Source organism: Sphaerisporangium sp. B11E5, assembly GCF_039871875.1.
Taxonomy (GTDB): domain Bacteria; phylum Actinomycetota; class Actinomycetes; order Streptosporangiales; family Streptosporangiaceae; genus Sphaerisporangium.
The window spans coordinates 1-22,708 of record NZ_JBDPMD010000038.1 but is presented as its reverse complement, the minus strand read 5'-3'; the positions used below and the strand labels follow the sequence as shown (position 1 = coordinate 22,708).

The 22,708-nt window shown below is 71.9% G+C and carries 24 protein-coding genes; 16 read left to right on the top strand and 8 right to left on the bottom strand.

Annotated elements, in window-relative coordinates; genetic code table 11:
- Nucleotides 1-154 precede the first annotated feature (154 nt).
- The 9 genes from ABGB17_RS27880 (at nt 155) to ABGB17_RS27840 (ending at nt 9,762) form a co-directional block, all read left to right on the top strand.
- Nucleotides 155-1,825 carry a CTP synthase gene (locus ABGB17_RS27880; protein ID WP_347634723.1) on the top strand — a complete coding sequence of 557 codons (1,671 nt, stop codon included), beginning with the start codon at nt 155-157 and terminating at the stop codon, nt 1,823-1,825.
- Complete coding sequence (locus tag ABGB17_RS27875; protein WP_347634721.1) at nt 1,822-2,466, top strand: NUDIX hydrolase; 645 nt, start codon at nt 1,822-1,824, stop codon at nt 2,464-2,466. The genes ABGB17_RS27880 and ABGB17_RS27875 overlap by 4 nt, the downstream gene beginning before the upstream one ends.
- A 26-nt stretch (nt 2,467-2,492) precedes the next feature.
- Entirely contained in the window at nt 2,493-3,413 is a 921-nt protein-coding gene (locus ABGB17_RS27870; RefSeq protein WP_347634719.1) for a site-specific tyrosine recombinase XerD, read from the top strand.
- A gap of 111 nt (nt 3,414-3,524) precedes the next feature.
- Nucleotides 3,525-4,427 (top strand): AAA family ATPase, encoded by a 903-nt coding sequence (locus ABGB17_RS27865; protein ID WP_347634851.1) that lies wholly within the window; start codon nt 3,525-3,527, stop codon nt 4,425-4,427.
- 68 nt (nt 4,428-4,495) lie between these two features.
- Entirely contained in the window at nt 4,496-5,380 is an 885-nt protein-coding gene (locus ABGB17_RS27860) for a segregation/condensation protein A (RefSeq protein WP_347634717.1), read from the top strand.
- A 343-nt stretch (nt 5,381-5,723) separates the two neighbouring features.
- A complete protein-coding gene (gene scpB / locus ABGB17_RS27855) occupies nt 5,724-6,275 on the top strand; it encodes an SMC-Scp complex subunit ScpB (RefSeq protein ID WP_347634849.1) in 552 nt (183 codons plus the stop codon).
- 1,010 nt (nt 6,276-7,285) lie between these two features.
- Nucleotides 7,286-8,224, top strand: a complete 939-nt coding sequence (locus tag ABGB17_RS27850) for a pseudouridine synthase (RefSeq protein ID WP_347634715.1) — start codon at nt 7,286-7,288, stop codon at nt 8,222-8,224.
- 48 nt (nt 8,225-8,272) lie between these two features.
- Complete coding sequence (gene aroH, locus ABGB17_RS27845) at nt 8,273-8,632, top strand: chorismate mutase (RefSeq protein ID WP_347634713.1); 360 nt, start codon at nt 8,273-8,275, stop codon at nt 8,630-8,632.
- A gap of 65 nt (nt 8,633-8,697) precedes the next feature.
- On the top strand, nt 8,698-9,762 hold the full coding sequence (locus tag ABGB17_RS27840) for a prephenate dehydrogenase (protein ID WP_347634847.1): 1,065 nt from the start codon (nt 8,698-8,700) through the stop codon (nt 9,760-9,762).
- Here ABGB17_RS27840 and ABGB17_RS27835 read toward each other — a convergent pair.
- Nucleotides 9,691-10,857, bottom strand: coding sequence for an acyltransferase family protein (locus tag ABGB17_RS27835; RefSeq protein WP_347634711.1), 1,167 nt, complete (start codon nt 10,855-10,857; stop codon nt 9,691-9,693). The two genes, ABGB17_RS27840 and ABGB17_RS27835, sit on opposite strands and share 72 nt — an antisense overlap.
- Nucleotides 10,858-11,229: 372 nt before the next feature.
- On the opposite strand from ABGB17_RS27835, the gene cmk reads away from it, so the two are divergent.
- Both cmk and der read left to right on the top strand, forming a co-directional pair.
- Entirely contained in the window at nt 11,230-11,886 is a 657-nt protein-coding gene (cmk, locus tag ABGB17_RS27830) for a (d)CMP kinase (RefSeq protein ID WP_347634709.1), read from the top strand.
- A gap of 1 nt (nt 11,887) precedes the next feature.
- Entirely contained in the window at nt 11,888-13,312 is a 1,425-nt protein-coding gene (der, locus tag ABGB17_RS27825) for a ribosome biogenesis GTPase Der (RefSeq protein ID WP_347634707.1), read from the top strand.
- Between the two features lie 19 nt (nt 13,313-13,331).
- Here the strand turns inward: der and ABGB17_RS27820 are convergent, their stop codons facing one another.
- From ABGB17_RS27820 to ABGB17_RS27800, 5 genes are all read right to left on the bottom strand, one after another.
- A complete protein-coding gene (locus ABGB17_RS27820; protein ID WP_347634705.1) occupies nt 13,332-13,982 on the bottom strand; it encodes a hypothetical protein in 651 nt (216 codons plus the stop codon).
- Between the two features lie 40 nt (nt 13,983-14,022).
- The gene (locus ABGB17_RS27815; protein WP_347634703.1) at nt 14,023-15,615 is read right to left on the bottom strand and encodes an MFS transporter; all 1,593 of its coding nucleotides are present in this window, start codon (nt 15,613-15,615) and stop codon (nt 14,023-14,025) included.
- A 6-nt stretch (nt 15,616-15,621) separates the two neighbouring features.
- Nucleotides 15,622-16,380, bottom strand: coding sequence for an LppX_LprAFG lipoprotein (locus ABGB17_RS27810; RefSeq protein WP_347634701.1), 759 nt, complete (start codon nt 16,378-16,380; stop codon nt 15,622-15,624).
- A gap of 74 nt (nt 16,381-16,454) precedes the next feature.
- Nucleotides 16,455-16,874 carry a DUF6157 family protein gene (locus ABGB17_RS27805; RefSeq protein ID WP_347634699.1) on the bottom strand — a complete coding sequence of 140 codons (420 nt, stop codon included), beginning with the start codon at nt 16,872-16,874 and terminating at the stop codon, nt 16,455-16,457.
- A gap of 27 nt (nt 16,875-16,901) precedes the next feature.
- Nucleotides 16,902-17,396, bottom strand: coding sequence for a MarR family transcriptional regulator (locus ABGB17_RS27800; RefSeq protein ID WP_347634697.1), 495 nt, complete (start codon nt 17,394-17,396; stop codon nt 16,902-16,904).
- A gap of 473 nt (nt 17,397-17,869) precedes the next feature.
- On the opposite strand from ABGB17_RS27800, the gene ABGB17_RS27795 reads away from it, so the two are divergent.
- From ABGB17_RS27795 to ABGB17_RS27785, 3 genes are all read left to right on the top strand, one after another.
- Nucleotides 17,870-18,298 (top strand): CBS domain-containing protein, encoded by a 429-nt coding sequence (locus tag ABGB17_RS27795; protein ID WP_347634695.1) that lies wholly within the window; start codon nt 17,870-17,872, stop codon nt 18,296-18,298.
- Between the two features lie 97 nt (nt 18,299-18,395).
- Nucleotides 18,396-18,602, top strand: a complete 207-nt coding sequence (locus ABGB17_RS27790) for a hypothetical protein (RefSeq protein ID WP_347634693.1) — start codon at nt 18,396-18,398, stop codon at nt 18,600-18,602.
- Between the two features lie 22 nt (nt 18,603-18,624).
- Nucleotides 18,625-19,485 carry a maleylpyruvate isomerase family mycothiol-dependent enzyme gene (locus ABGB17_RS27785; protein ID WP_347634692.1) on the top strand — a complete coding sequence of 287 codons (861 nt, stop codon included), beginning with the start codon at nt 18,625-18,627 and terminating at the stop codon, nt 19,483-19,485.
- Between the two features lie 79 nt (nt 19,486-19,564).
- Here the strand turns inward: ABGB17_RS27785 and ABGB17_RS27780 are convergent, their stop codons facing one another.
- Nucleotides 19,565-20,158, bottom strand: a complete 594-nt coding sequence (locus ABGB17_RS27780; RefSeq protein WP_347634690.1) for a TIGR03086 family metal-binding protein — start codon at nt 20,156-20,158, stop codon at nt 19,565-19,567.
- A gap of 272 nt (nt 20,159-20,430) precedes the next feature.
- Here ABGB17_RS27780 and ABGB17_RS27775 point away from each other — a divergent pair, with 272 nt between their 5' ends.
- Nucleotides 20,431-20,928: an N-acetyltransferase gene (locus tag ABGB17_RS27775; RefSeq protein WP_347634688.1), complete on the top strand. Its 498-nt coding sequence runs from the start codon at nt 20,431-20,433 to the stop codon at nt 20,926-20,928.
- Between the two features lie 15 nt (nt 20,929-20,943).
- Here the strand turns inward: ABGB17_RS27775 and ABGB17_RS27770 are convergent, their stop codons facing one another.
- Entirely contained in the window at nt 20,944-21,690 is a 747-nt protein-coding gene (locus tag ABGB17_RS27770) for a hypothetical protein (protein WP_347634686.1), read from the bottom strand.
- 742 nt (nt 21,691-22,432) lie between these two features.
- Between ABGB17_RS27770 and ABGB17_RS27765 the strand changes: the two genes are divergently transcribed.
- Nucleotides 22,433-22,708: hypothetical protein (locus tag ABGB17_RS27765; RefSeq protein ID WP_347634684.1), on the top strand; the 276-nt coding region annotated here is incomplete at its 3' end.

The window sequence follows — 22,708 nt, the reverse complement described above, 5'->3', positions numbered from 1 at the left end:
TAATCGGAGAAGTTACCCCGTGGTTAGCATGCAGGGAACGGAGGCCCGGGAAGTGTTCGGGCACTTCGAAGGCCGCCTTTGATATTCTGAGAGCCCGTGGACACGCGGCCGCTCGCCGGACGGCCGCGACACGACGGACCACGGGAGACCCTCCTTGCGCAGCGCCGCACCAACAAAGCATCTGTTCGTCACCGGAGGCGTCGCCTCCAGTCTCGGCAAGGGGCTCACCGCCTCCAGCCTGGGGCGCCTGCTGAAGCTCCGCGGCCTGCGGGTCACCATGCAGAAGCTGGACCCCTACCTCAACGTCGACCCCGGGACGATGAACCCGTTCCAGCACGGTGAGGTGTTCGTCACAGACGACGGCGCCGAGACCGACCTCGACGTCGGCCACTACGAGCGTTTCCTCGACACCGAGCTGCACGGCTCGGCCAACGTCACCACCGGTCAGGTGTACTCCAACGTCATCGCCAAGGAGCGCCGCGGCGAGTACCTCGGCGACACCGTGCAGGTCATCCCGCACATCACCAACGAGATCAAGGACCGCATCCGCGGCATGGCCGCCCCGGACGTCGACGTGGTGATCACCGAGGTCGGCGGCACCGTGGGCGACATCGAGTCGCTGCCGTTCCTCGAGGCCGTGCGCCAGGTGCGCCACGAGGTGGGCCGTGACAACGTGTTTTTCCTGCACGTCTCGCTGCTGCCGTACATCGGCCCGAGCGGCGAGCTGAAGACCAAGCCCACCCAGCACTCGGTGGCCGCCCTGCGCAGCATCGGCATCCAGCCCGACGCGATCGTCTGCCGCTCCGACCGCCCCATCACCACCTCGCTCAAACGCAAGATCAGCCTGATGTGCGACGTGGACGAGGACGCCGTGGTCTCGGCCGTGGACGCCCCGAGCATCTACGACATCCCGAAGGTCCTCCACGCCGAGGGCCTGGACGCGTACGTCATCCGCCGCCTCGGCCTGCCGTTCCGCGACGTCGACTGGCAGGAGTGGGACCAGCTCCTGCGCCGGGTGCACCGCCCCGCCACCGAGGTCACCATCGCCCTGGTCGGCAAGTACATCGACCTGCCCGACGCCTACCTGTCGGTCACCGAGGCCCTGCGCGCCGGCGGGTTCGCCCGCGACGCCCGGGTCAACATCCGCTGGGTGAAGAGCGACGACTGCGAGACCCCCGAGGGGGCCGCCCGCGAGCTCGACGGCGTGGACGGCGTGCTGATCCCCGGCGGCTTCGGCGTGCGCGGCATCGAGGGCAAGGTCGGCGCGATCCGCCACGCCCGCGAGCAGCGCGTCCCCCTGCTCGGCATCTGCCTCGGCATGCAGTGCATGGTCATCGAGTCCGCCCGCCACCTCGCCGGCATCGCGGACGCCAACAGCACCGAGTTCGTCCCCGACACCCCCCACCCGGTGATCTCCACCATGGCCGACCAGGAGGACGTGGTGGCGGGCGAGCGCGACATGGGCGGCACCATGCGCCTCGGGCTGTACCCGGCCAAGCTGGGCGAGGGCACCATCGTGCGCCGCCTGTACGGCTCCTCGCACGCCGACGAGCGGCACCGCCACCGGTACGAGGTGGGCAACGCCTACCGCGAGCGCCTGGAGCGCGTCGGCATGGTCTTCTCCGGCCTGTCCCCGGACGGCCGTCTCGTCGAGTACGCCGAGCTGGACCGCGACGTCCACCCGTTCTTCGTCGGCACCCAGGCCCACCCGGAGTTCCGGTCCCGGCCGACCCGCCCCCACCCGCTGTTCAACGGCCTGATCGAGGCGGCACTGACCTACGCCGACGTCCGGGAGACCGAGGCCAAGGCCGGGCGGACCGCGTGAGCCACGACACCACGCACGGCCTGACCGCCGAGGACGTCCGCGACGTCCCCGAGGCCTGGGAGGTGCTGAGGACCACCGAGCGCTTCACGGCCCGGGTGATCTCGGCCCGCACCGACACCGTCCGCATGCCGGGCGACGGCACCGCCGACCGCGACTACGTGCGGCACCCCGGCTCGGTCGCCGTGGTGGCCCTCGACGAGGAGGGCCGGGTGCTGCTGCTGCGCCAGTACCGCCACCCCGCACGCAAGCTGCTGTGGGAGCTGCCCGCCGGCATCAGGGACGTGCCGGGTGAGCCTCTGGTGGAGTGCGCGGCCCGCGAGCTCGCCGAGGAGGCCGGCTACCGCGCCACGACCTGGCACACCCTGCTGGACATCCTCACCAGCCCCGGCATGTCCGACGAGCGCATCCGTGTCTTCCTCGCCCGCGACCTGACCGAGCTCGCTCCCGGCGAGCTGGACTTCGTGCGCCAGCACGAGGAGACCGACATGCCGGTGGTGTGGGTGCCCCTCGCCGAGGCCGTGCGCAAGGCGCTGGACGGATCGATCCACAACGCGCCCGCCGTGGCCGGTATCCTCGCCGCGTACGCCGCCTCGTCCGACGGTTTCACCGCCCTGCGTCCCCCCGGCGCCGAGGAGGCCTGACAGCCGGAGGTCCCGTCCTGAGCCCGTTGAGCCCCCACGCCGAGGCCGTGATCGACGGCTACCTCGCCCACCTCGCGGCCGACCGGGGGCTCGCCGCCAACACGCTGGCGTCCTACCGTCGCGACCTCGCCCGTTACCTCGGGCATCTCGGGACGCGCGGGCGCCGGTCCCTGGCCGAGGTGGACGAGGGCGACGTCGTGGCGTTCCTCACGGCGCTGCGGTCCGGCGACGAACGCCACCGGGCTCTCGCAGCGGGCTCCGCGGCCCGCGCCGTCTCGGCGGTGCGCGGCCTCCACCGTTTCGCGGTGCGCGAGGGCGTGTGCGCGCACGACGCGGCCCGTGGCGTGCACCCCCCGGCCCGCCCGCCGAGCGTGCCGAAGGCCATCGGGGTCGCCGAGGTGGAACGGCTGATCGCCGCGGCGGGCCCGCCCGGCGCGCCGCTGACCCACCGCAACCGGGCCCTGCTGGAGGTGCTGTACGGCACCGGCGCCCGCATCTCCGAGGCCGTCGGCCTCACCGTGGACGACGTGGACACCGCGCAGGTGCGGCTGCGCGGCAAGGGCGGCCGGGTGCGCGCCGTCCCCCTCGGCCGGTACGCCGCCGACGCGCTCGGCGCGTACCTGACCCTGGGCCGGCCGGTGATCTGGGCGCACGGCCGCGGCACGGCGGCCCTGTTCCTCAACGCCCGCGGCGGCAGGCTCACCCGGCAGGGCGCCTGGGAGGTGCTGCAGGCCGCCGCCGAGCGGGCGGGACTGGTGGGTGTGTCGCCGCACATGTTGCGGCATTCGTTCGCAACTCACCTCCTTGACGCGGGAGTGGACGTTAGGGTTGTGCAGGAGCTGCTCGGTCACGCGTCGGTCACGACCACCCAGGTCTACACTCCGGCGGGTGTCGACAAGCTCCGCGCGGCGTACGCGGCGGTCCCTCTCGGGCGTCCAACTTCATAGCCCACTGGCGCGTCGCCTTGCCGCATACGTGCCGACCCCATAGTGTCCGTCCGGACGGTCCGGTTCGGGACCGTCAGGGAGGTTCAACTGGTGACGACCACAGACACGTCCATGCGGGAACTCGCAGGAGGCCCCGACGGATCCTGGGGGGATCCCAGGAGCGAGGGAATTCTGGGTCCCACCGGACGGCCGCGTCCCGTCTTTCCCGACCCCGTGCCGCCGACCACCCACGGGCCCGCGCGGGTCGTGGCCATGGTCAACCAGAAGGGCGGCGTCGGCAAGACCACCACGACGATCAACCTCGGGGCCTCGCTCGCCGAGCACGGCCAGCGGGTCCTGCTCGTCGACTTCGACCCCCAGGGTGCCTTGTCGGTGGGTCTCGGCATCGACCCCCGGCCCCTCGAGGCCACGGTCTACGACCTGATCATGGAAGAGCCGGACGTCACGGTGGACGACGTCCTGCTCGGCACCAGCGTCGACGGCATGGACCTCCTGCCGAGCAACATCTTCCTGTCCGGCGCCGAGATCCGGCTGGTCAACGAGGTCGCCCGCGAGTACGCCCTCGGCCGCTCCCTGGAGCCGCTGCTGGCCGACTACGACATCTGCCTGATCGACTGCCAGCCGTCCCTCGGCCTGCTCGCCGTTAACGCGCTGACCTGCGCCCACAGCGTCATCGTGCCCCTGGAGTGCGAGTTCTTCGCACTGCGCGGCGTGGCCCTGCTGATGGAGTCGATCACCAAGGTGCAGGAGCGGCTCAACAAGAACCTCGAGATCGACGGCATCCTCGCCACCATGTACGACCCGCGCACCCTGCACGCGCGCGAGGTCCTCCAGACGATCATGCAGGGTTTCGGCGACAAGGTCTTCCACACCGTGATCAACCGGACCGTGCGCTTCCCGGACGCCACCCTGGCCGGCGAGCCGATCACCCAGTTCGACCCGGCGTCCATGGGCGCCACCGCCTACCGGGAGCTGGCCCGCGAGCTGCTCGCCCGCTGGCCCACCCGCCCCTGAGCCACCGCCGGCCGCGCCCGTGACGGCGGGTGACGCGGGAACGGCGGCCGGTGCGGGACAATGAGGCGGTGAAAGACCAGCCGGCGGCCGCGGCCCGCCCCGACGCCTTCCAGGTGCACCTGGAGGTCTTCGAGGGCCCGTTCGACCTGCTGCTCGGCCTGATCGCCAAGCACAAGCTCGACATCACCGAGGTCTCCCTCCACCAGGTGACCGACGAGTTCATCTCCTACATCCGCTCACGCGGCCCCGAGTGGGACCTCGACCAGACCAGCCACTTCCTGCTGGTCGCCGCCACCCTGCTGGACCTGAAGGCCGCCCGGCTGCTGCCGACCGGCGAGGTGGAGGACGAGGAGGACCTCGCGCTGCTGGAGGCCCGCGACCTGCTGTTCGCCCGGCTGCTGCAGTACCGCGCGTACAAGGAGGTCGCGAAGATCTTCTCCGGGCTGATGGCGGAGGAGGCGCTGCGTTTCCCCCGGGTCGTGCCGATGGAGCCTCAGTTCGCCGGGCTGCTGCCGGAGCTGGTGCTCGGCGTCGGCCCCGCGCGGTTCGCCAAGATCGCGGCCCGGGTGTTCACGCCCAAGCTGCCGCCCACGGTCTCCACCGCGCACATCTATCAACCTGTGGCCAACGTCCGGGAGCAAGCCGCTATCCTTGTGGAACGGCTACGGCGCGTGCGCAGGGCGACGTTCCGGGCCCTGACCGCCGACTGTGCGGGCACCTTCGAGGTCATCGCACGCTTCCTCGCCATCCTGGAGCTGTTCCGGGAGTCGGCGGTGTCGTTCGAGCAGATCGAGCCGCTCGGCGACCTGCACGTGACCTGGACCGGTGCCGACGACGGCGACGTCGCGGTCACCGACGACTACGACGAGAGCGCGCCACCCGGCACGGGGCGCGCGGGCGAGCAACCTGGTGCGGCGGCCCGGGACGGCGAAGAGGCGGACGATGAGCCCTGAGAACACCACGGGCGGCGAGGAACCCGGCGGCACCGGGAACACCGGCGACCTCCAGGGCACCGGCGACCTCCAGGGCACCGGTGATCTCCAGGGCTTCGGCGACCCTTCCGGTATCGACGGCGTTTCCGGTATCGACGGCGTTTCCGGTATCGGAGACCCTTCCGGCATCGGAGACCCTTCCGGCATCGGTGACGCTCCCGGTATCGGCGTTCCCCACGGCCCCGGTGACTCTCACGACATCGGCGGCCCTCGCGGCACCGGCGATCCTCACGACGCCGGCGGCCCCCACGGCACCGGTGACTCCGGTGCCGCCGGGGACGGTGCCGGTGTCCTCGACGCCGACGTGACGGCCGAGCCGGGGCTGCGGGCGTCGCTGGAGGCGATCCTGCTGGTGGTGGACGAGCCGGTGGCCGAGATCACGCTGGCCCAGGTGCTGGAGCGGCCGTCCCGGGAGATCGCCGAGGCGCTGCGCGAGCTGGCCGGGGAATACACGGCCCAGGGGCGCGGGTTCGACCTACGGGAGGTCGCCGGCGGCTGGCGCCTCTACACCCGCGCCGAGTGCGCGGCCGTCGTGGAGCGGTTCGTCCGCGACGGGCAGCAGTCCCGGCTGACCCAGGCCGCCCTGGAGACGCTGGCGGTGGTCGCCTACCGCCAGCCGGTGAGCCGGGCACGGATCGCCGCGGTGCGCGGCGTGAACAGCGACGGTGTGATCCGCACCCTCACGGCCCGCGGGCTGGTCGAGGAGGCGGGCACCGACCCCGAGAGCCAGGCGGTCCTGTACCGCACCAGTTCGTTCTTCCTGGAGAGGCTGGGGCTGCGGAGCATCGAAGAGTTGCCACCGCTCGCCCCGTTCCTCCCCGACGACGTGAACAACTTAGAGGAGCAGCAGAAGTGATCAGAAAAGGTACCCCGTCCGGTGATGGACGCGGTCGAGGGCGCGGCGGCGCCCAGAGCCCCCGTGGCGGGGCAAGAGGCCGTTCCGGCGACTCGCCGCGCGGCGGAGGCCCGCGAGGCTCCCAAGGGGCGTCCCGCGGCTCCCGCGGCGCCTCCCAGGGCGGCCCCCGCGCCGACCGCCGCGGCGGCCGCGAGGACCGCGACCGCCCGTACGGCGACCGCTCCGAGCGTCCCTACGGCGACCGCGGCCGTCCCTCCGGCGAGCGTTCGTACGGCGACCGCGGTCGTCCGTCCGGTGAGCGTTCCTTCGGCGACCGCGGTCGTCCGTCCGGTGAGCGTTCGTACGGTGAGCGCGGTCGTCCGTCTGGTGAGCGTTCCTTCGGTGATCGTGGCCGCTCGTCTGGTGAGCGTTCCTTCGGTGATCGTGGTCGTCCGTCTGGTGAGCGTTCGTACGGTGATCGTGGTCGTCCGTCTGGTGAGCGTTCCTTCGGTGATCGTGGTCGTCCGTCTGGTGAGCGTTCCTTCGGTGATCGTGGTCGTCCGTCTGGTGAGCGTTCGTACGGTGATCGTGGTCGTCCGTCTGGTGAGCGTTCCTTCGGTGATCGTGGCCGCTCGTCTGGTGAGCGTTCGTACGGTGATCGTGGCCGTTCCTCCGGTGAGCGTTCCTTCGGCGACCGGGGTCGTCCGTCCGGCGGTGACCGCCGGGGCTTCTCGCGTGACGACCGGGGCCGGTCCTACGGCTCCTCCCGTGACGAGGGCCGGGGCTCGTTCCGGGAGGATCGCGACGAGCGTCCCCGGTCCTACGACGACCGGCGCGGCTCGCGTCCGTCCTACGGCGACGACCGGCGCGGCTCCTCCCGCGACGACCGCGGCTCCTCGTACGGCGGTGACCGGCGCGGCCCGTCCCGCGACTCCCGCCCCTCCTACGGCGACGACCGCCGCGACGACACCGGAAGCTCGTTCCGCGCGGGCCGGGGCGGCGCGGGGGACGGACGCGGTGGGCGCCCGGACGTGGTGCGCACCATCGGTGAGGCCGCCGGCTCGCGCGGCAGGTACGGCCGCACCGGGGCCACGCGCGGTTCCGCGCGTCCGCAGGCGCCGCGGGCGGGCCGGGGCGGCGCGACCACGACGTCCCGCAGTGCCTTCAAGACCGCACGCCAGCCGCTGCGCGACGAGGAGTTCTACCCCGAGGACTACTCCGACGAGCGCGACACCACCGAGGTCCCCGACGGCGTGCGGCTGCAGAAGGTGCTCGCCTCGGCCGGGGTGGCCTCGCGCCGCTCCTGCGAGGAGATGATCGGCGCGGGCCGCGTCACCGTGGACGGCCAGGTCGTCCGCCGCTTCGGCGCCCGGGTGGACCCGGCCAAGCAGGTCATCCACGTGGACGGCAAGCGCATCCCGACCGCGCCGGACCTGGTGTACTTCGCGATCAACAAGCCGATCGGCGTGGTCAGCACCATGTCCGACCCCGAGGGCCGCCCGTCCCTGCACGACTACGTGCAGGACCGCGACGAGCGCCTGTTCCACGTCGGCCGGCTGGACACCGAGACCGAGGGCCTCATCCTGCTGACCAACGACGGCGAGCTGGCCCACAAGCTGACCCACCCGAGCTTCGGCGTACGCAAGAAGTACTGGGCGAAGGTCGCGGGCAACATCCCGCGCGACCTCGGCCGCCGCCTGCGCAAGGGCGTCGAGCTGGAGGACGGCGTGGCCAAGGCCGACGACTTCTCGATCGTGCAGGAGCACGGCCAGCAGGCGCTGGTCGAGATCGTGATCCACGAGGGCCGCAACCGCATCGTCCGGCGCATGCTGGAGGAGGCGGGGCACCCGGTGATCGACCTGGCCCGCATCGAGTTCGGCCCCGTGAAGCTCGGCCGGCTCAAGCCCGGCACGATACGTTCACTTACCGTCAAAGAGGTCGGGGACCTGTACGCGGCCGTTGGAATGTAACCTGGCCGCAACAGACCTGTCCGGGCGGCGACGCGCGAGGGGAACGACATGGTAAGGGCGATCCGGGGCGCGACTCAGATCGACTCCAACGACCGGGAGGCGATCCTCCTGGGGGTGGCCGAGCTGGTCACCGAGGTGATGGAACGCAACCGCCTGACCACCGACGACGTGATCAGCGTGTTCTTCACCTCCACACCCGATCTCACCGCGGAGTTCCCCGCGCTCGCGGCGCGCAAGCTCGGCTTCAACGACGTCCCGCTGATCTGCGCCAGCGAGATCGACGTGCCCGGCGCCCTGCCCCGTGTGGTGCGCCTCATGGCCCACGTGGAGCTGGACCGGCCGCGTGAGGACATCCAGCACGTCTACCTCCGCGGGGCGGTCGCCCTGCGGGTGGACATAGCCCAGTGACCGCCGTCCCCGGGGCCCGTCACGAGCCCGAGCCCGCCGAGCACGGCCCGGCGCGGCTCGGCAGCGTGCTCGTGGTGGGCACGGGGCTGATCGGCACGTCCGTCGCGCTCGCCCAGCGCGAGCGCGACGTCACCGTGAAGCTCGCCGACCAGGACGCCGGGTCGGTGCGCCTGGCCCGCGAGCTCGGCGCCGGGTGGGAGTGGGCGCGCGACGACGAGCCGGTGGACCTCGCGGTGATCGCCGTGCCGCCGCCGTACGTCGCGCAGTGGCTCCTGGACCTGCAGAAGATCGAGGCCGCCCGGTTCTACACCGACGTGGCCAGCGTCAAGTCCCTGCCGATCGCCCAGGCCGTCCAGCTCGGGTGCGACCTCGGCACGTACGTCGCGGGGCACCCGATGGCGGGCCGGGAGCGTTCCGGGCCGGCCGCGGCCCGCGCCGACCTGTTCCTCGGCCGCCCGTGGGCGTACTGCCCGGTCGAGGCGACCGATCCCGAGGCCGTCCGCACGGTGCTGCGGCTCATCGAGATCTGCGGGGCCAACCCGGTGCCGATCGGCCCGGACGCGCACGACGAGGCGGTCGCGCTGGTGTCGCACGCCCCGCACGTCGCGGCGTCCGCCGTGGCCGCGCGGCTCGCCGACGCGTCCGAGGCGGCGCTCGGTCTCGCCGGTCCTGGGGTGCGCGACGTGACCCGCGTGGCGGGGGGCGACCCCCGCCTGTGGAGCGTGATCCTCTCCGGCAACGCCCGCCCGGTCGCCGACGTGCTGCAGGCCGTCGCCGACGACCTCGCCGCCGCCGCGAGCGCCCTGCGCGCCGTGGCCCACGACGAGGGCGGCGCCATCTCGCCGGTCACCGAGCTGCTCAGGCGCGGCGTCACCGGCCGCGGCCGCATCCCCGGCAAGCACGGCGGCCCGCAGAGCTCCTACGTCATCGTGCTCGCCCTGGTGGGCGACCGTCCCGGCGAGCTGGCCCGCCTGTTCCAGGTGGCCAAGGACGCCGGGGTCAACATCGAGGACGTCCGCCTGGAGCACACCCCCGGCCTTCCGCTCGGCGCGGTGGAGCTATCCGTGCAGCCGGAGGCCGCCCAGACCCTGGCCGCCGCCCTGCGCACCCACGGCTGGCACGTCCCGTAGCGGTCCGCGGCGTCCGGCGAACGCGGCGCCGCACACCAGCAGGGCCAGCGCGAACGCCGGCAGCCAGGCCAGCCGGGCCAGCACCCACCCGGGGTCGTCCGGTGCGGTGTGCAGGCCGGGCAGCGCGCCGCCCGCGAGCAGGCCGAGCGCGGTGACCGCGATCATGGCGGTCTGGTGCCAGAGGTAGATCGTCATGGCGGACAGGTTGGCCACCGCGACGACCGCCCAGGCGGCGGGACGGCGCAGCGCCCGCCGTAGCGGCCCGAGCAGCAGCAGCGCCGCGCCGCACTGGGCGAGGCCGAAGACGGCGCCCGCCAGGGTGGGCGGGGCCTGGTTGGAGACCCTGGCTCCCGGCACCCCCACCATGGACGCCGGGTAGCCCGCCCACAGCACGAGCGCGGCGGTGGCGGCGGCCCCGCCGAGCAGCAGTACCCACCCGGTCGCGGAGCCCTGGAGACGGCCTCGGGCCCACGACGCGCCGAGACAGTAGGGGACCAGCCACGCGGCGGCCACGTTGACCCAGCCGAGCCACTCGGGCGCGCCGAGGCCGAACCGGGCCACGTCCACCAGGGCGACCGCGGCGAGCGGCCACAGCGGATGCAGCCGGGCGACCAGGGGGGTCGCCGCCGTCAGGGCCGCGAAGACGAGCAGGAACCACAGCGGGGACCACACCACCTTGAGCAGCACCCGCACGGTCCGCTCGTCGGCCCCCGCGGCGATCATCACCACCGCCAGCACGGCCCACACCACCGCCACGGTGGCGAGCGGCCGGAACAGGCGGGACGCCCGCGCGCCGAGCCACCGCCCGTAGGCGACGCCCCGGGCCCCGGCGGCGGCGTGCCCCCTGGCGGCCATCCACCCGCCGACGAGGAAGAACAGCGCCATGGTCTGGAGGACCCAGGAGGCGGGGGTGAGCTGCGGCATGGCCCGCAGGGGGCTCGCGACGCGCACGGTGCCGCTGTCCACGACCAGGGCGGTGACCAGCCAGTGGCCGAGCACCACGCCGAGGATCGCGGCGGCACGCAACGCGTCGGCGGCGCGGTCGCGGCCAGGGGGAGTGGCGGCGTCGACGCGCCGGACGAGATCGTGGATCATGGTCCGGCCTCGGCGGGGGCCTGCCCGGCGACGATCCGGGCGATACTCCACAAGCCCAGGCTATCGGCGCCCAGGCAGCCGCTGTGGCCGCCGTCACGGGCCGCGAACAAACGTGCGCCGAATCCGGGAGCGACCGGATCGGCGCCGAGCCCGGCGGTGTCCAAGGGAGGCGGCGCAGGTGCCCGATCCGGTCGCCGGAGCCGCCTCTGCCGCGACGCGTGCCGCCTGGGCTGGACGGCGCCGGCGTGGCTCGCGTAGGAGGCGGGCCCGGCGTCGCCGTCCCGCTGCCCCCCGGCTCGATGCCCGGCCGGGAGCCGATTCCCGGTACCCTCTGTTGCGGACAACTCAATCGGGACGCAGTAGGGAGACGCCGTGACCGCACTGGTCATCGCCATGGACGGCCCTTCGGGGTCGGGCAAGTCGAGTGCGTCGCGCGGGGTCGCGCGCGCCCTCGGGCTTCGCTACCTCGACACCGGGGCGATGTACCGCGCGATCACGTGGTGGATGCTCCGCCACGGCGTCGACCTCGCCGACCCGGCGGCGATCGCCGTCCGGGCCGGTGATCCCGTGCTGTCCATCGCGACCAGCCCCGACTCCTCGTCGGTGACCGTGGACGGCACCGACGTCACCGCCGAGATCCGCACGGCGGAGGTCACCGGGGCGGTGTCCGCGGTGAGCGCCGTCCCCGAGGTGCGCGGACGGCTGGTGGCCGAGCAGCGGGCCCTCATCGGGTCCGGTGAGATCGTGGTCGAGGGGCGCGACATCGGCACCGTGGTGGCCCCCGGGGCGCCGGTGAAGGTCTACCTCACGGCCAGCCCCGAGGCCCGCGCCCGCCGCCGCACGGCCGAGCTGAGCGGCACCACGGTGGAGGCGCAGCGGGAGGCCATGGCCCGCAGGGACACGCTGGACTCGACCCGTAAGGCAGACCCGCTGGTGATGGCGGCCGACGCGGTCGAACTGGACACCACGGAGCTGACCCTCGACGAGGTCATCGCCGAGGTGCTGAGACTTGTGAAAGAACGGACGTGACGTGACCGAGGAGTACGCCGGAGAGGAAGGCTGGATCGCCGACCACCTCGCCGAATTCGAAGACGGCGACGCCGCCGAGCCGCACGAGCCCGACACCGGGCCGCTGCCGGTGGTGGCCGTCGTCGGCCGGCCCAACGTCGGCAAGTCCACGCTGGTCAACCGCATCATCGGCCGCCGCGAGGCGGTCGTCGAGGACGTGCCGGGCGTCACCCGCGACCGGGTCACCTACGAGGGCCTGTGGCGGGGGCGCCGGTTCACGCTGGTCGACACCGGCGGCTGGGACCCCGACGCCACCGGCATGGCGCTGCGCATCGCCGAGCAGGCCCAGGTGGCGGTCGAGCTGGCCGACGTGATCCTGTTCGTCGTGGACGCCACGGTCGGGGTGACCGACGCCGACGAGGCCGTCGCCGCCGTGCTGCGCCGTTCCGGCAAGCCCATCGTGCTCGCCGCCAACAAGGTCGACGACCAGCGCATGGAGCTGGAGGCGGCGTCGCTGTGGTCACTCGGCCTCGGCGAGCCCCGCCCGGTGTCCGCCCTGCACGGCCGCGCCAGCGGCGACCTGCTGGACCTGCTGCTCGACGCCATGCCCGAGGCCCCCCCGCAGCGCTTCGGCGCCGAACGCGGCCCCCGCCGGGTGGCGCTGGTCGGCAAGCCGAACGTCGGCAAGTCGTCCCTGCTCAACAAGCTGGCCGGTGAGGAACGCGTCCTCGTCGACCCCGTGGCCGGCACCACCCGCGACCCGGTGGACGAGCTGATCGAGCTCGGCGGCAAGACCTGGCGCTTCGTCGACACCGCGGGCATCCGCCGGCGCGAGCGCGAGCTCAAGGGCGCCGACTTCTACGCCGGCGTCCGCACCAAGGCCGCCCTCGACCGCTCCGAGGTCGCCGTCGTCCTGATCGACGCCTCCGAGGTCCTCACCGAGCAGGACCTCCGCATCATCAGCATGGTCATCGAGTCCGGCCGCGCCATGGTCGTCGCCTTCAACAAATGGGACCTGGTGGACGAGGACCGCCGCTACTACCTGGAGAAAGAGATCGACCGCCAGTTGATCCGCGTCCCCTGGGCCCTGCGCGTCAACATCTCCGCCAAGACCGGCCGCCACATCGACCGCCTGGTCCCCGCCATCGAGCGCGCCCTGGACTCCTGGAGCACCAGAGTCCCCACCGGCCGCCTGAACGCCTTCTTCTCCGAGCTCCTCGCCGCCACCCCGCCCCCCGTCCGCAGCGGCAAACAACCCAAGATCCTCTTCGCCACCCAGCCCACCACCGAGCCCCCCAAGTTCGTCCTGTTCACCTCAGGCTTCCTGGAGGAGACCTACCGCCGCTTCCTGGAACGCCGCCTCCGCGAGGAGTTCGGCTTCGCCGGTTCCCCCGTCGAGGTCACCATGAAGATCCGCGAGAAGCGGGGCGCCCCGAAACGCAAGTGAGCCACCAGGGCCAGGCGCTTCACAGGAAGTGCTTGGCCCTCATCGGCCCGGAACTGAGGATCGTTTTCAAGTCGTTGGCCGGTGCCCACTTGCCTGAGTTGTCCGCTCGGTACACAAGATCGTCCTTGGGGCAGTAATACAGGTCATTCCATATCGCCTGTACTTTCTGGCGCTCCCCGTCCTGGACTCCACCTCCGATCCCGATCAGGGCGATCCCGATCAGGAACGCTAGGAAAATCAGGGGGAAGAAGTCTTTTTCGGCCAGAATTCTGTACAGCTCGTTGGAGGTGGCCGTTCCCGCGGCGTTCTTGTCTCCGATGATCAACTGATCCAGCACCATCAAGGCGAGTGTGGCCAGCGCCACCCAGAAGAGCACCCATCCCAGGACCCGTGTGCCGTTGCCTTTCAACTCTCTGTCGGGCGGCGTGAGTTGCTGTGCCAGTAGGGACTGCTGCACCGTGGTGCTCACGCTCTCGCCTGCGGCCAGACCGAGGCCGTCGCCGTCCAGCGTCGGTCCTATCTGACCGCTGGTACTCGACGAGTGGCTTGTGCCCCGCGCGACGATTCCGCTGACCTTGAGCGCGCTATTGTTCTTGTTGCATTTTGGGCAGGACTTAATCGTCATATCACGCACACCCTTGTAATCTCCGCCATGGGCGGCATGCATCATCTATGGGTCCCGCGCTCCGTGCTGTCAAGAAGGCGGGGCGTCACCGGTCGCCAGGGGAGCGGCGGGGGAGTGCCAGGGCGATGAGGGCGGCCAGGGCGCAGAGGACGGCCGTCAGGAGGAAGCTCTCGGTGTACTCGGTGTGCAGGGCTTCGTTGATCTTCGTGGTGTAGGCGGCGAGGCGGCGGGCGTATTCGGCGGGTTCCACGCCGAAGGGGAGTGGGGTGTCCAGGTCGGCGGTGAGGGACTGGAAGCGGTGGAAGCCCCAGGCGGAGAGGGTGGCGACGCCGAGGAGCATGCCCATCATGCGGGCGACGACGACGGAGGCGGAGGCGACGCCGTGGCGGTCGGGCGGGGTGACGCGGAGGACGGCTGAGGAGAGCGGGGCGATCACCACGCCGAGGCCCAGGCCGGCGATCACCAGGTCGGCGTCGACGCGGGGGACGCCGAGGGCGTAGACGGCGGTTCCCGGGTCCAGGGGCCAGCGGGAGATCAGCAGGTAGCCGAGCGCCGCCACCAGAAGACCGGCGACGGCGGTGAGCCGTTCGCCGAAGCGGCGGGCCAGCAGGCCGCCGAGGAAGGCCGCCACCGCCAGGGCGACGAGGAACCTGGCCAGGACCAGGGCGCCGCCGGCGGCGTCGGTGCCGAGCAGCGTCTGCGCCACGAGCTGCATGTCGATCAGCGTCACCAGCAGCGCCGCCCCGGCCAGCAGGCTGGTCCCGAGTGCCGCGAAGAACGGGCCCCGCCGCACCCCGGTGAGGTCCATGAGCCGGGTACGCGACCGGGCCTCCCACACCACGAACGCCACGGCGGCCACCAGCCCGCCGACGATGGCGGGCACCCCCCACGGCGGCAGGACCGTCCGGTCCGGCTCGGGGTTGTAGAGCCCGGCCACCAGCGCCCCGAGCGCCAGGGCCAGCAGCACCCCGCCCACGACGTCCACCCGCCCCTGGGCGGGACGGGCGGCGGGGCCGCGAGCCGGGGGAGGGACCGTGCGGTGGACGGCGACGGCGGCGGCCACGGCCAGGGGGATGTTCACCCAGAAGATGCCGCGCCATCCGATCAGCCCGGCGAGCCCCGCGCCGTACAGCGGGCCGAGGACGCTGCCGAGCTCCTGCGCGGCCCCGACGGCGCCCAGAGCCAGCGGGCGGGCGTGCTCGTCCCACAGGTCGCCGATCAGGGCCATCGTGATGGGCAGGAGCGCGCCGCCCGCGACGCCTTGGAGCGCACGCCCGGCGGTCAGCATGGGGACGGACGCGGCGAGGGCGGTCACCGCGGACCCGGCCGCGAAACCGGCCAGGCACGCCTGGATCAGCGCACGCCGGCCGTACCGGTCGGAGAGCTGCCCGAGGAGCGGCATCGCGGCGACGTACCCGAGCAGGAAGCCGGTGACCACCGGGGTGACCCGCTCCAGCCGGTTGAGCGGCACCCCGGCGTCCCTCGCGATGTCCACCAGCACGGTGACCACCACGTACGCGTCCAGCGCGGCCAGCAGCACCACGGCCCCGCCCGCGCCCAGCGCCACCCGCCGCGCGGCACTCGGGGTGGACGGCAGGCGGGACTCCACCGTGGCCTGGGAGTCGGACGGGAAACGGGACTCGACGGTGGACGGGGACTCCGGATCGGGGACGGTCATGAGGGCTCAGGTCGCCGGAGCGGTGATCTCGACGGGCTTGTCGTAGTCGGAGAAGGTCACGGTGACCGTGCCGGCGGTGGCGCCGTCCCCGAGCGGCAGGCTCGCCTTCAGCAGCCGCCCGGTCGCCTTGTCCACCCAGAGCTTCGCGTTCACCGCCTGGTCCACCCCCGGGATGAGCGCCGCCACGACCGGCTGCGGCAACTGGGCCGCCACCCGGTACGCCGCCACCCCGTCCACCGTCTCCTCGGCCTCCGTCTTGGGGGCGGTGGCCGTGGACAGCAGGTGGGACACCCCCTTGTCGGGGTTCAGGATGGCCGACGGGTCGTACAGCGCGGCGAGCTGCTGCCGCGTCATCGTCTGGTACCCGCCGGTGGGGCCCTTGAAGTACACCTTGTCGCCGATCAGCACGAACGCCATCTCCTGCAGCGTGCCGAAGACGTTCATGCGGAGGGTGCCCTGCGCGTCGGCCTCCTTGGTCAGCGACCCCTCGGCGTGCTGCACCGGCACCGGCGGCTTGCCGTCGGTCTCGATGGTGAACCCGACCGTCTTGACCGTGCCCATCGCCTGCGCGGACTTGCGCAGCAGCTCCCCGCCGTCCGGCAGCGGGGCGGCGGTGGGCTGCGGGGGCGCCGACGTGCACGCCGCCCCGGTGAGCACCGTGACGAGCAGCGCGGCGAGCAGCCACCCGAGGGCAGCGGTCAGCCGCGGGCGGCCTCGGCGGTGAGGACGGACGGGGGCGCGTGGCCCGGCGAGCGACGTGTGCACAGCCCGGATGCTAGCCACCGCCACCCCACCCGCAGTGGTGTTCGCGGGTATCGGTTCGGTGAAACAGGGACACCTCACCCGCGGCGGGTGCGCATCGCCTTGAGGACCGTGACGCCCGGGACCTCCCCGGCGACGATCCGCCGGTACTCCTCCGACTCCATCGGGCACAGCCGCACCCGGCCGTCCCCGTCGAACAGCAGCCCCCAGCCGTGCCGCTTGGGCAGCGGCGACGCCCGCAGGCACGCTTGCGACCGGGAGAAGAACGCGTCGCGCAACGCCGGGTGGGCCTGCGCGTCCGGCGCCGGGTCCTGCCGCCGCAGCCACGTCTCGAACAGCACGTCCTCCTGCGTCAGCACCCCGGGGTCGCCGGTCAGCATGGTGAACTGCACGCTCGCGATCGTCGGCTTGCCGTTGCGCGGCACGGGCACCTCGGCGCGCTCGACGGGGCAGTCGTCGGCCACCGCGATGAGGGTGTCGTAATAGTTCAGGTTCACCCCGCCATCATGTCGCCCCGGCGCCGCTCAGGTGCGCTCCTCGGCCCGCAGGCGCAGCAGGTGCGCGACGACGGGCGTGTACGCGACGTCCAGCGCCTTGACCAGCTCGGGGGTGAGGCGGTCGATGAAGTGGTACCGGACGTTGGCCACGTGCATGGGCGCCACCCGCTGGATGGTGTCCCAGCCGTGCTCGGTCAGCACCGCGAACGTGCCCCGCCGGTCGTCCGGGCAGCTCTCCCGGGTGACCAGCGACGCCGCCTCCATGCGGGCGATCTGGTGGGACAGCCTGCTGCGCGACTGGATGGTCGCGTCGGCGAGGTCGCTCATGCGCATGCGATGCAGGGGGCTCTCCGAGAGGTTGACGAGGATCTCGTAGTCGTTCAGCGACAACCCGAACTCCTGCAGTTCACGGTCGAGCCGGTGTTCGAGGAGCTTGTGGGCGGCGAGGTGCATCCGCCAGGCGCGCTGCTCCCCGGCGGTCAGCCAGTTGGGGTCGAGGTTGTCGGGTTCCGCCGTGCTCATGGAGGTGAATCTATATCCCACGGGGCCTGTCCTGACCGGCGGATCCGCGTGAACCGCCCGGCCGGACGGGGCGTCGGCCACCGGCGGGAACTTTCCGCGGGTCACCGGTAGGGCGCCCGGCGCCGGGGAAGCGGTGCGCAAAATCAGTGAGAAGTAGCAGAACGGGCACAAAGCGGCCACATTCGAGAGCCTGCGCACCGTCGCCGTCGCGGCCGGCGTGAACTTCGCGACCGCGGTGGCGAAGGTGGTCGGAGCCGGCTTCTCCATCACGCACGGCGTGCGGACTGACCCCCCGGCCGCGCGGCACGGCGGCGCATCGCCGAGGCCGACGGTGGTTCGTCCTGACCCGCCGATTTACCTCACGAATGTTTCGGTTGAGCGCTTTACCGCTTCACAGGCTTAATGATGGTGCCGGGTGGGGAAGTCAGGAGATACCCTTTCCGGTCCCGCCCACCGTGTACGAGGTGATGCCAATGCTCATCAGCTCGATCCTGCGCCACAAAGGGGGCGCAGTCGTAACCGTGCCACCGCAGGCCACCGTGACGGATCTCCTTGCTCTGCTCTCCGAACGCAACATCGGCGCCGTAGTGGTCTCCGAGGACGGCGACACGATCGCAGGCATCGTCTCCGAACGCGACATCGTCCGCCACCTCCACCAGACCGGCCCTTCCGTCCTGGACCACCACGTCTCCACGATCATGACCGGCTCGGTCCGCACCTGCGGCCCGGACGCCAACGTCGACGACCTCCGCCGCACCATGACCGACCACCGCATCCGCCACGTCCCGGTCATCGACGAGGGCCGCCTCGCCGGCATCGTCAGCATCGGCGACGTGGTGAAGAGCGCCATAGAGGAACTGGAGGCCGAGAAGGCCCACCTGGTCGGCTATCTCCACGGGTGAACCCGGACCAGGCCGGGCCCGTCCCGGTGAACCCGGCCACGGTGACGTCGGTGATGTCGTCGTGGGTGGGCACGGCCCTGGAGGAGTGCCGCCGGCCATGAAGGCGTCCTACATCCTCACGCTCTCCATCCCGGTCACGGACTTCCGCGCCCGCCTGGCGGAGGTCCCCGGCGCGGTGTTCGTCCGCGAGCTCCCGCCGTCCCGCGTCGTCGTCGTGCTCGAATCCCCGTCCGCCTACCCGGCCCTGTCCCACCTCCCCGGCGTCGCCTCCGTCCAGGAGGACCGCCCCCGGCCCTTCCACTGACGGATGTGGCAGAATCGGCACCATGACGATCTTCGATGATCTGGCGGCGGAGCAGGACCGGCTGGAGTCCGTCCTGGAGGGCCTGACCCCCTCTCAGTGGCTCACCCGATCCTCCGCGGAGGGCTGGACCGTGGCCGACGTCGTCCTCCACCTCGCCCAGACCGAGGAAGTCGTGACGGCCAGCGTCGCCGGCGTCGCACTGGGGGTGAGCGAGGCGTCGGGCATCGGCGGAGGCCAGGGCATCCGTACGGACCCGGCCGGGGCGCCTCCCGAAGCGGCCCCTGACATGACCCGCGCGCCTGGCGTGGACGGGCCGTCCGGCGACCGCCCGGACATGAGCCGGGCGGTCCCGGCCGGCGTGGACGAGTTCATGGACCGTCTGGTGGCCGACCAGCGCGCCGAGCCCGCCGTCGTGTTCGACCGCTGGCGCACGGCCCGGCGCGCCGCGCTGGCCGCACTGCGGTCCGCGGACCCGCGCCGCCGGCTGGAATGGGTGGCGGCCCCCATGAGCCCCGCCGCCCTGGCCACCACCCGCCTGGCCGAGCACTGGGCCCACGGCCTGGACATCACCATCCCCCTGGGCATCGACCTCCCCGACACCCCCCGCCTGCGGCACGTGGCCTGGCTCGCCCACCGCACCCTCCCGTACGCCCTGGCCCTGGCCGGCGAGCCCCCGCACGAGATCCGCTGCGAACTCACCTCCCCCGACGGCACCACCACCTGGACCTACGGCCCCCCCGACGCCGACTCCTCCATCACCGGTCCCGCAAGCACCTTCTGCCGCATAGCCGCCCAACGCCTCCCCCCGGATTCCCCCGGCCTCACCACCACCGGCCCCCACGCCGCCACCGCCCTGCGCCACCTCCGCACCTACGCCGCCTGACCCCGGTACGGCCACCGTACGCAGGGCGAAGACCGGCGGCCGGCAAGAGCTCGCCGCCGGGTGCCGGGCCGGCCAGGTCTCAGGGCCGCCACGCGGGGTCGCGCCCCGCGAAGCCGAGGGCACGCTCGAACACAGGGGCGTCCTCGGGGACCGCGACCACCGGCCCGAAAAGCCCTTCCCGCGTGGCCTCCTGCCCCGGCTGGGCCGTGGAACCCGTGAACGCCAGCACCGCCTCCGCGCTCGCCGGGTCGCACGTGTACGGCTGCCCCGTGGCCCGCGCCAGGTCCCACCCGTGCAGCACGAGCTCGTCCAGGACCACCACCCCGACCACCTCACCGGGCATCGTCAGCCCCGCCACCGAGGTCATGCCCTCCCACGCCGCCGGGTCCCGCCACGCCTCCACCAGCGCGTCAAGCCGCTCCGGCAACACCTCCCGCCACCGAGGGTCGAGATGCTCCATCGTCGCCCCTCCCGGCGGCGACACGTCCTCGAGCCGCTCCTCCTGCGGCGTCTTCCGTGCCGCCCACGTGAACGCCAGCGCCAGGCTCGTCAGATGATCGAGCAACGCCCCCACCGAATACCCCGGACACGGCGTGACATCCGTCATCCGCTCCGAACTCACGCCGTCCAGCAGCCCCACGATCTCCCGCGCCGCCGGCCCCAGATCAATCATGTCAACGCCCCTTCCCGGAAAAACGAATGATCACCTGTAGGCACCGTACGGACCGGTACCCCCGCCCACCACCCCTCAGAACCCCGCCTCGACCACAAGTCCCTCCGCCCGGCTTCACCGCCCTCCTGACCTGCGACCACTCCGCCTGATCCCGGACCACCCCGAGATCGCCGTCCGCGCCGCCTGGCACCAGGCATGCCGGCTCGTCCTGCCCGCCGGGAGATCGGCGCTCGGTACACTGACTGGCGGTCCCTCGGGGAGGTGAAGAGAGCGTGAGCCAGGCATTGGACGCACCGGCGAACGCGGAGTCCCCGCACGCCGCCACGGGCCACACGTTCGTCCCGCCGGACTTCCAGGTTCCCGGCGGTCTCACTCAAGGCGACATCCGCCTGGTGCCCCTCGGGCCGGAGCACAACGACCGCGATTACCACGCCTGGACGTCAAGCGTGGACCACATCCGGCACACCCCCGGCTTCGAGACCCACGACTGGCCCGTGCCGATGACCCTCGAAGACAACATGCGTGACCTCGTCCGCCACGCCGACGACTTCCGCCACCGCACCGGCTTCACCTACTCCGTCCTGATCGGCGACGACGTCATCGGCTGCGTGTACATCTACCCCTCCACCCGCCCCGGGCACGCCACGGTGCGCTCGTGGGTACGCCAGGACCTCGCCCACCTCGACAAGCCGCTGTACGAACGGGTCGAACGCTGGCTGCGCAGCACCTGGCCGTTCACCGGCTTCGACTACTCACCCCGGCCCCAATAGCGCGAAGACCCCCGGCTACCCCTCCCAGGTGGTGAACCCGATGGTCAGTACCGGCCCCTGGGAGACCTCTTCGACGGTGACAAGAGCCGTCCGGCCCTTGTCGGTGCTCGCACACACCTGGGAACCGGCCTCAAGGTCATCCAGAGCGATACGAGCGACCCGTCCGTCCTCCCTCGCCAGCGCGCTCTCGCACGCGGCGAACCCTCCGCCCCCCGGCTCCACGAGCAGAGCCATCGTCCTCTCGTTCCCGTCGTACGAGTGGATCTCGCCGTCCTCGATGATGATGTCCGTCCGTCCTCCCGGGTCCGGCTGCGAGTCCATCCCCCACTGCTCCACGATCGGCCCGTGACCCCGATGACCGCTGTCCAGATCGATCTTGTCGGTCTCCGGCTTGGGGAACGACGAGGGCGGCCCCAGTGCGAAGCCCTGCTCACTCAGCACCACCCGCCGGCTTCCCGGCTCGCCATCAGGCGGCGGAGTCGACGGCGACCTCCCCGTCGTCCGGCTCGGCGGCTGCCCGGTGACCGCAGGGGAGGGGACCGGCGGGTCGGCGTGCCGTTCCAGGATCGGGCCCAGGACGGAGAAGATCAGGCTGGCGGATCCGCTTATCACTGCGATCACGAATCCGAGACGCTCCACGGACAGCCAGAACGTCGTCCCTTTTCCCGCTTTGCGGTGTCTCCGCGCGAGAACGCCGATCATGACGCCCACGGCCACCGCCAGAACGCAGACGACGATGGCGAGGATCCGCGTGTCGGTCATTCATCTCTCCAGCACTGCGCGCTCATGGTCGGTTCGACGTTCGGGTCATCTTCCCGCACATATCTGTACCAGGGCCGCAATTCCAGAGAGATTTCAGTGTCAATGAAGCCGGATATATCATCTCATATACAACTAAAGCGACGAATCGGACTCGGGTGGCTCATCCGTTGAGTTGGCCGCTTCGGAGCCCGCTGACGAATGCCTGCCACTCTAGGGGAGTGACCAGTACGGCAGGCTAGTGATCTGTCCCTGAACGGGAGAGTCTGCGGGGAGGGCGTCGCGTCGTCCATGCGGTAGTTCGGCGATCATCTCCGGCGAGGCCTCTTCGCTCATTGTGTTCCTCCCGAAACGGTGAAAACGGGATTTCACGGGGAGTGGTGATGCCGTCTCGCGGTATCGGTGTACCGGCTCCTGTCATCGCCGGTCATGTTTCGGAACGCCGGTGCGTTCCCTGCCGGCCGGTCACCTGGGAATCCAAGCACACGATTTCTTGCCCGGACAGTCGGAAACGGAAATAGGGATCCGGTGAATCCAGGGGTGCCGCCGGGGTCGTCGTCATGGGCAGGGGCGGGCGGATCACGCGGTATTGAGTAGGCATGTACTCATGTGGGGGAGCGGCCGGGGGGGCGACGATGGGCGGGTGAATCGACGTGTCATGTGGCGGGTGCTGGCCGCCTTGGTGTTGGTGTCGCCTTCGGACTGTGAGCCGGCGGAGCCCGAGGTGATGGCTTATCAGTGTCAGGTGAGCAACAAGGTGGACAGTGACGCGGTGGGGGTCAAGGCGGCGGTGGTGACGGCGGCGTTGTCGATGGCCAGTGGGTTCGCGATGTTGAGGAGTCCGGCGGGGGGGAAACCGCGGTACGCGGCGGCGCTGGCTTACGGGCTGGGGGGTGGGGCGTACGCGGGGGCGCAGGTGGGGGTGAAGTTGCCTCAGGTGGCGGGGCGGTGGGCGGTGGAGGTGACCAGGGGGGTGGAGGCCTCGGTCACGGGGGGTGCGCGGGTGGGGTTCGTTTATGAG

Excerpts from the sequence above, each read along its gene's own strand:
- ABGB17_RS27865 (WP_347634851.1), top strand. The coding sequence starts at position 3,525 with ATGCGGGAACTCGCAGGAGGCCCCGACGGATCCTGGGGGGATCCCAGG.
- aroH (WP_347634713.1), top strand. The coding sequence starts at position 8,273 with ATGGTAAGGGCGATCCGGGGCGCGACTCAGATCGACTCCAACGACCGG.
- ABGB17_RS27835 (WP_347634711.1), bottom strand. The coding sequence starts at position 10,857 with ATGATCCACGATCTCGTCCGGCGCGTCGACGCCGCCACTCCCCCTGGC.
- ABGB17_RS27820 (WP_347634705.1), bottom strand. The coding sequence starts at position 13,982 with ATGATGCATGCCGCCCATGGCGGAGATTACAAGGGTGTGCGTGATATG.
- ABGB17_RS27815 (WP_347634703.1), bottom strand. The coding sequence starts at position 15,615 with ATGACCGTCCCCGATCCGGAGTCCCCGTCCACCGTCGAGTCCCGTTTC.
- ABGB17_RS27800 (WP_347634697.1), bottom strand. The coding sequence starts at position 17,396 with ATGAGCACGGCGGAACCCGACAACCTCGACCCCAACTGGCTGACCGCC.
- ABGB17_RS27795 (WP_347634695.1), top strand. The coding sequence starts at position 17,870 with ATGCTCATCAGCTCGATCCTGCGCCACAAAGGGGGCGCAGTCGTAACC.
- ABGB17_RS27790 (WP_347634693.1), top strand. The coding sequence starts at position 18,396 with ATGAAGGCGTCCTACATCCTCACGCTCTCCATCCCGGTCACGGACTTC.
- ABGB17_RS27785 (WP_347634692.1), top strand. The coding sequence starts at position 18,625 with ATGACGATCTTCGATGATCTGGCGGCGGAGCAGGACCGGCTGGAGTCC.
- ABGB17_RS27780 (WP_347634690.1), bottom strand. The coding sequence starts at position 20,158 with ATGATTGATCTGGGGCCGGCGGCGCGGGAGATCGTGGGGCTGCTGGAC.
- ABGB17_RS27770 (WP_347634686.1), bottom strand. The coding sequence starts at position 21,690 with ATGACCGACACGCGGATCCTCGCCATCGTCGTCTGCGTTCTGGCGGTG.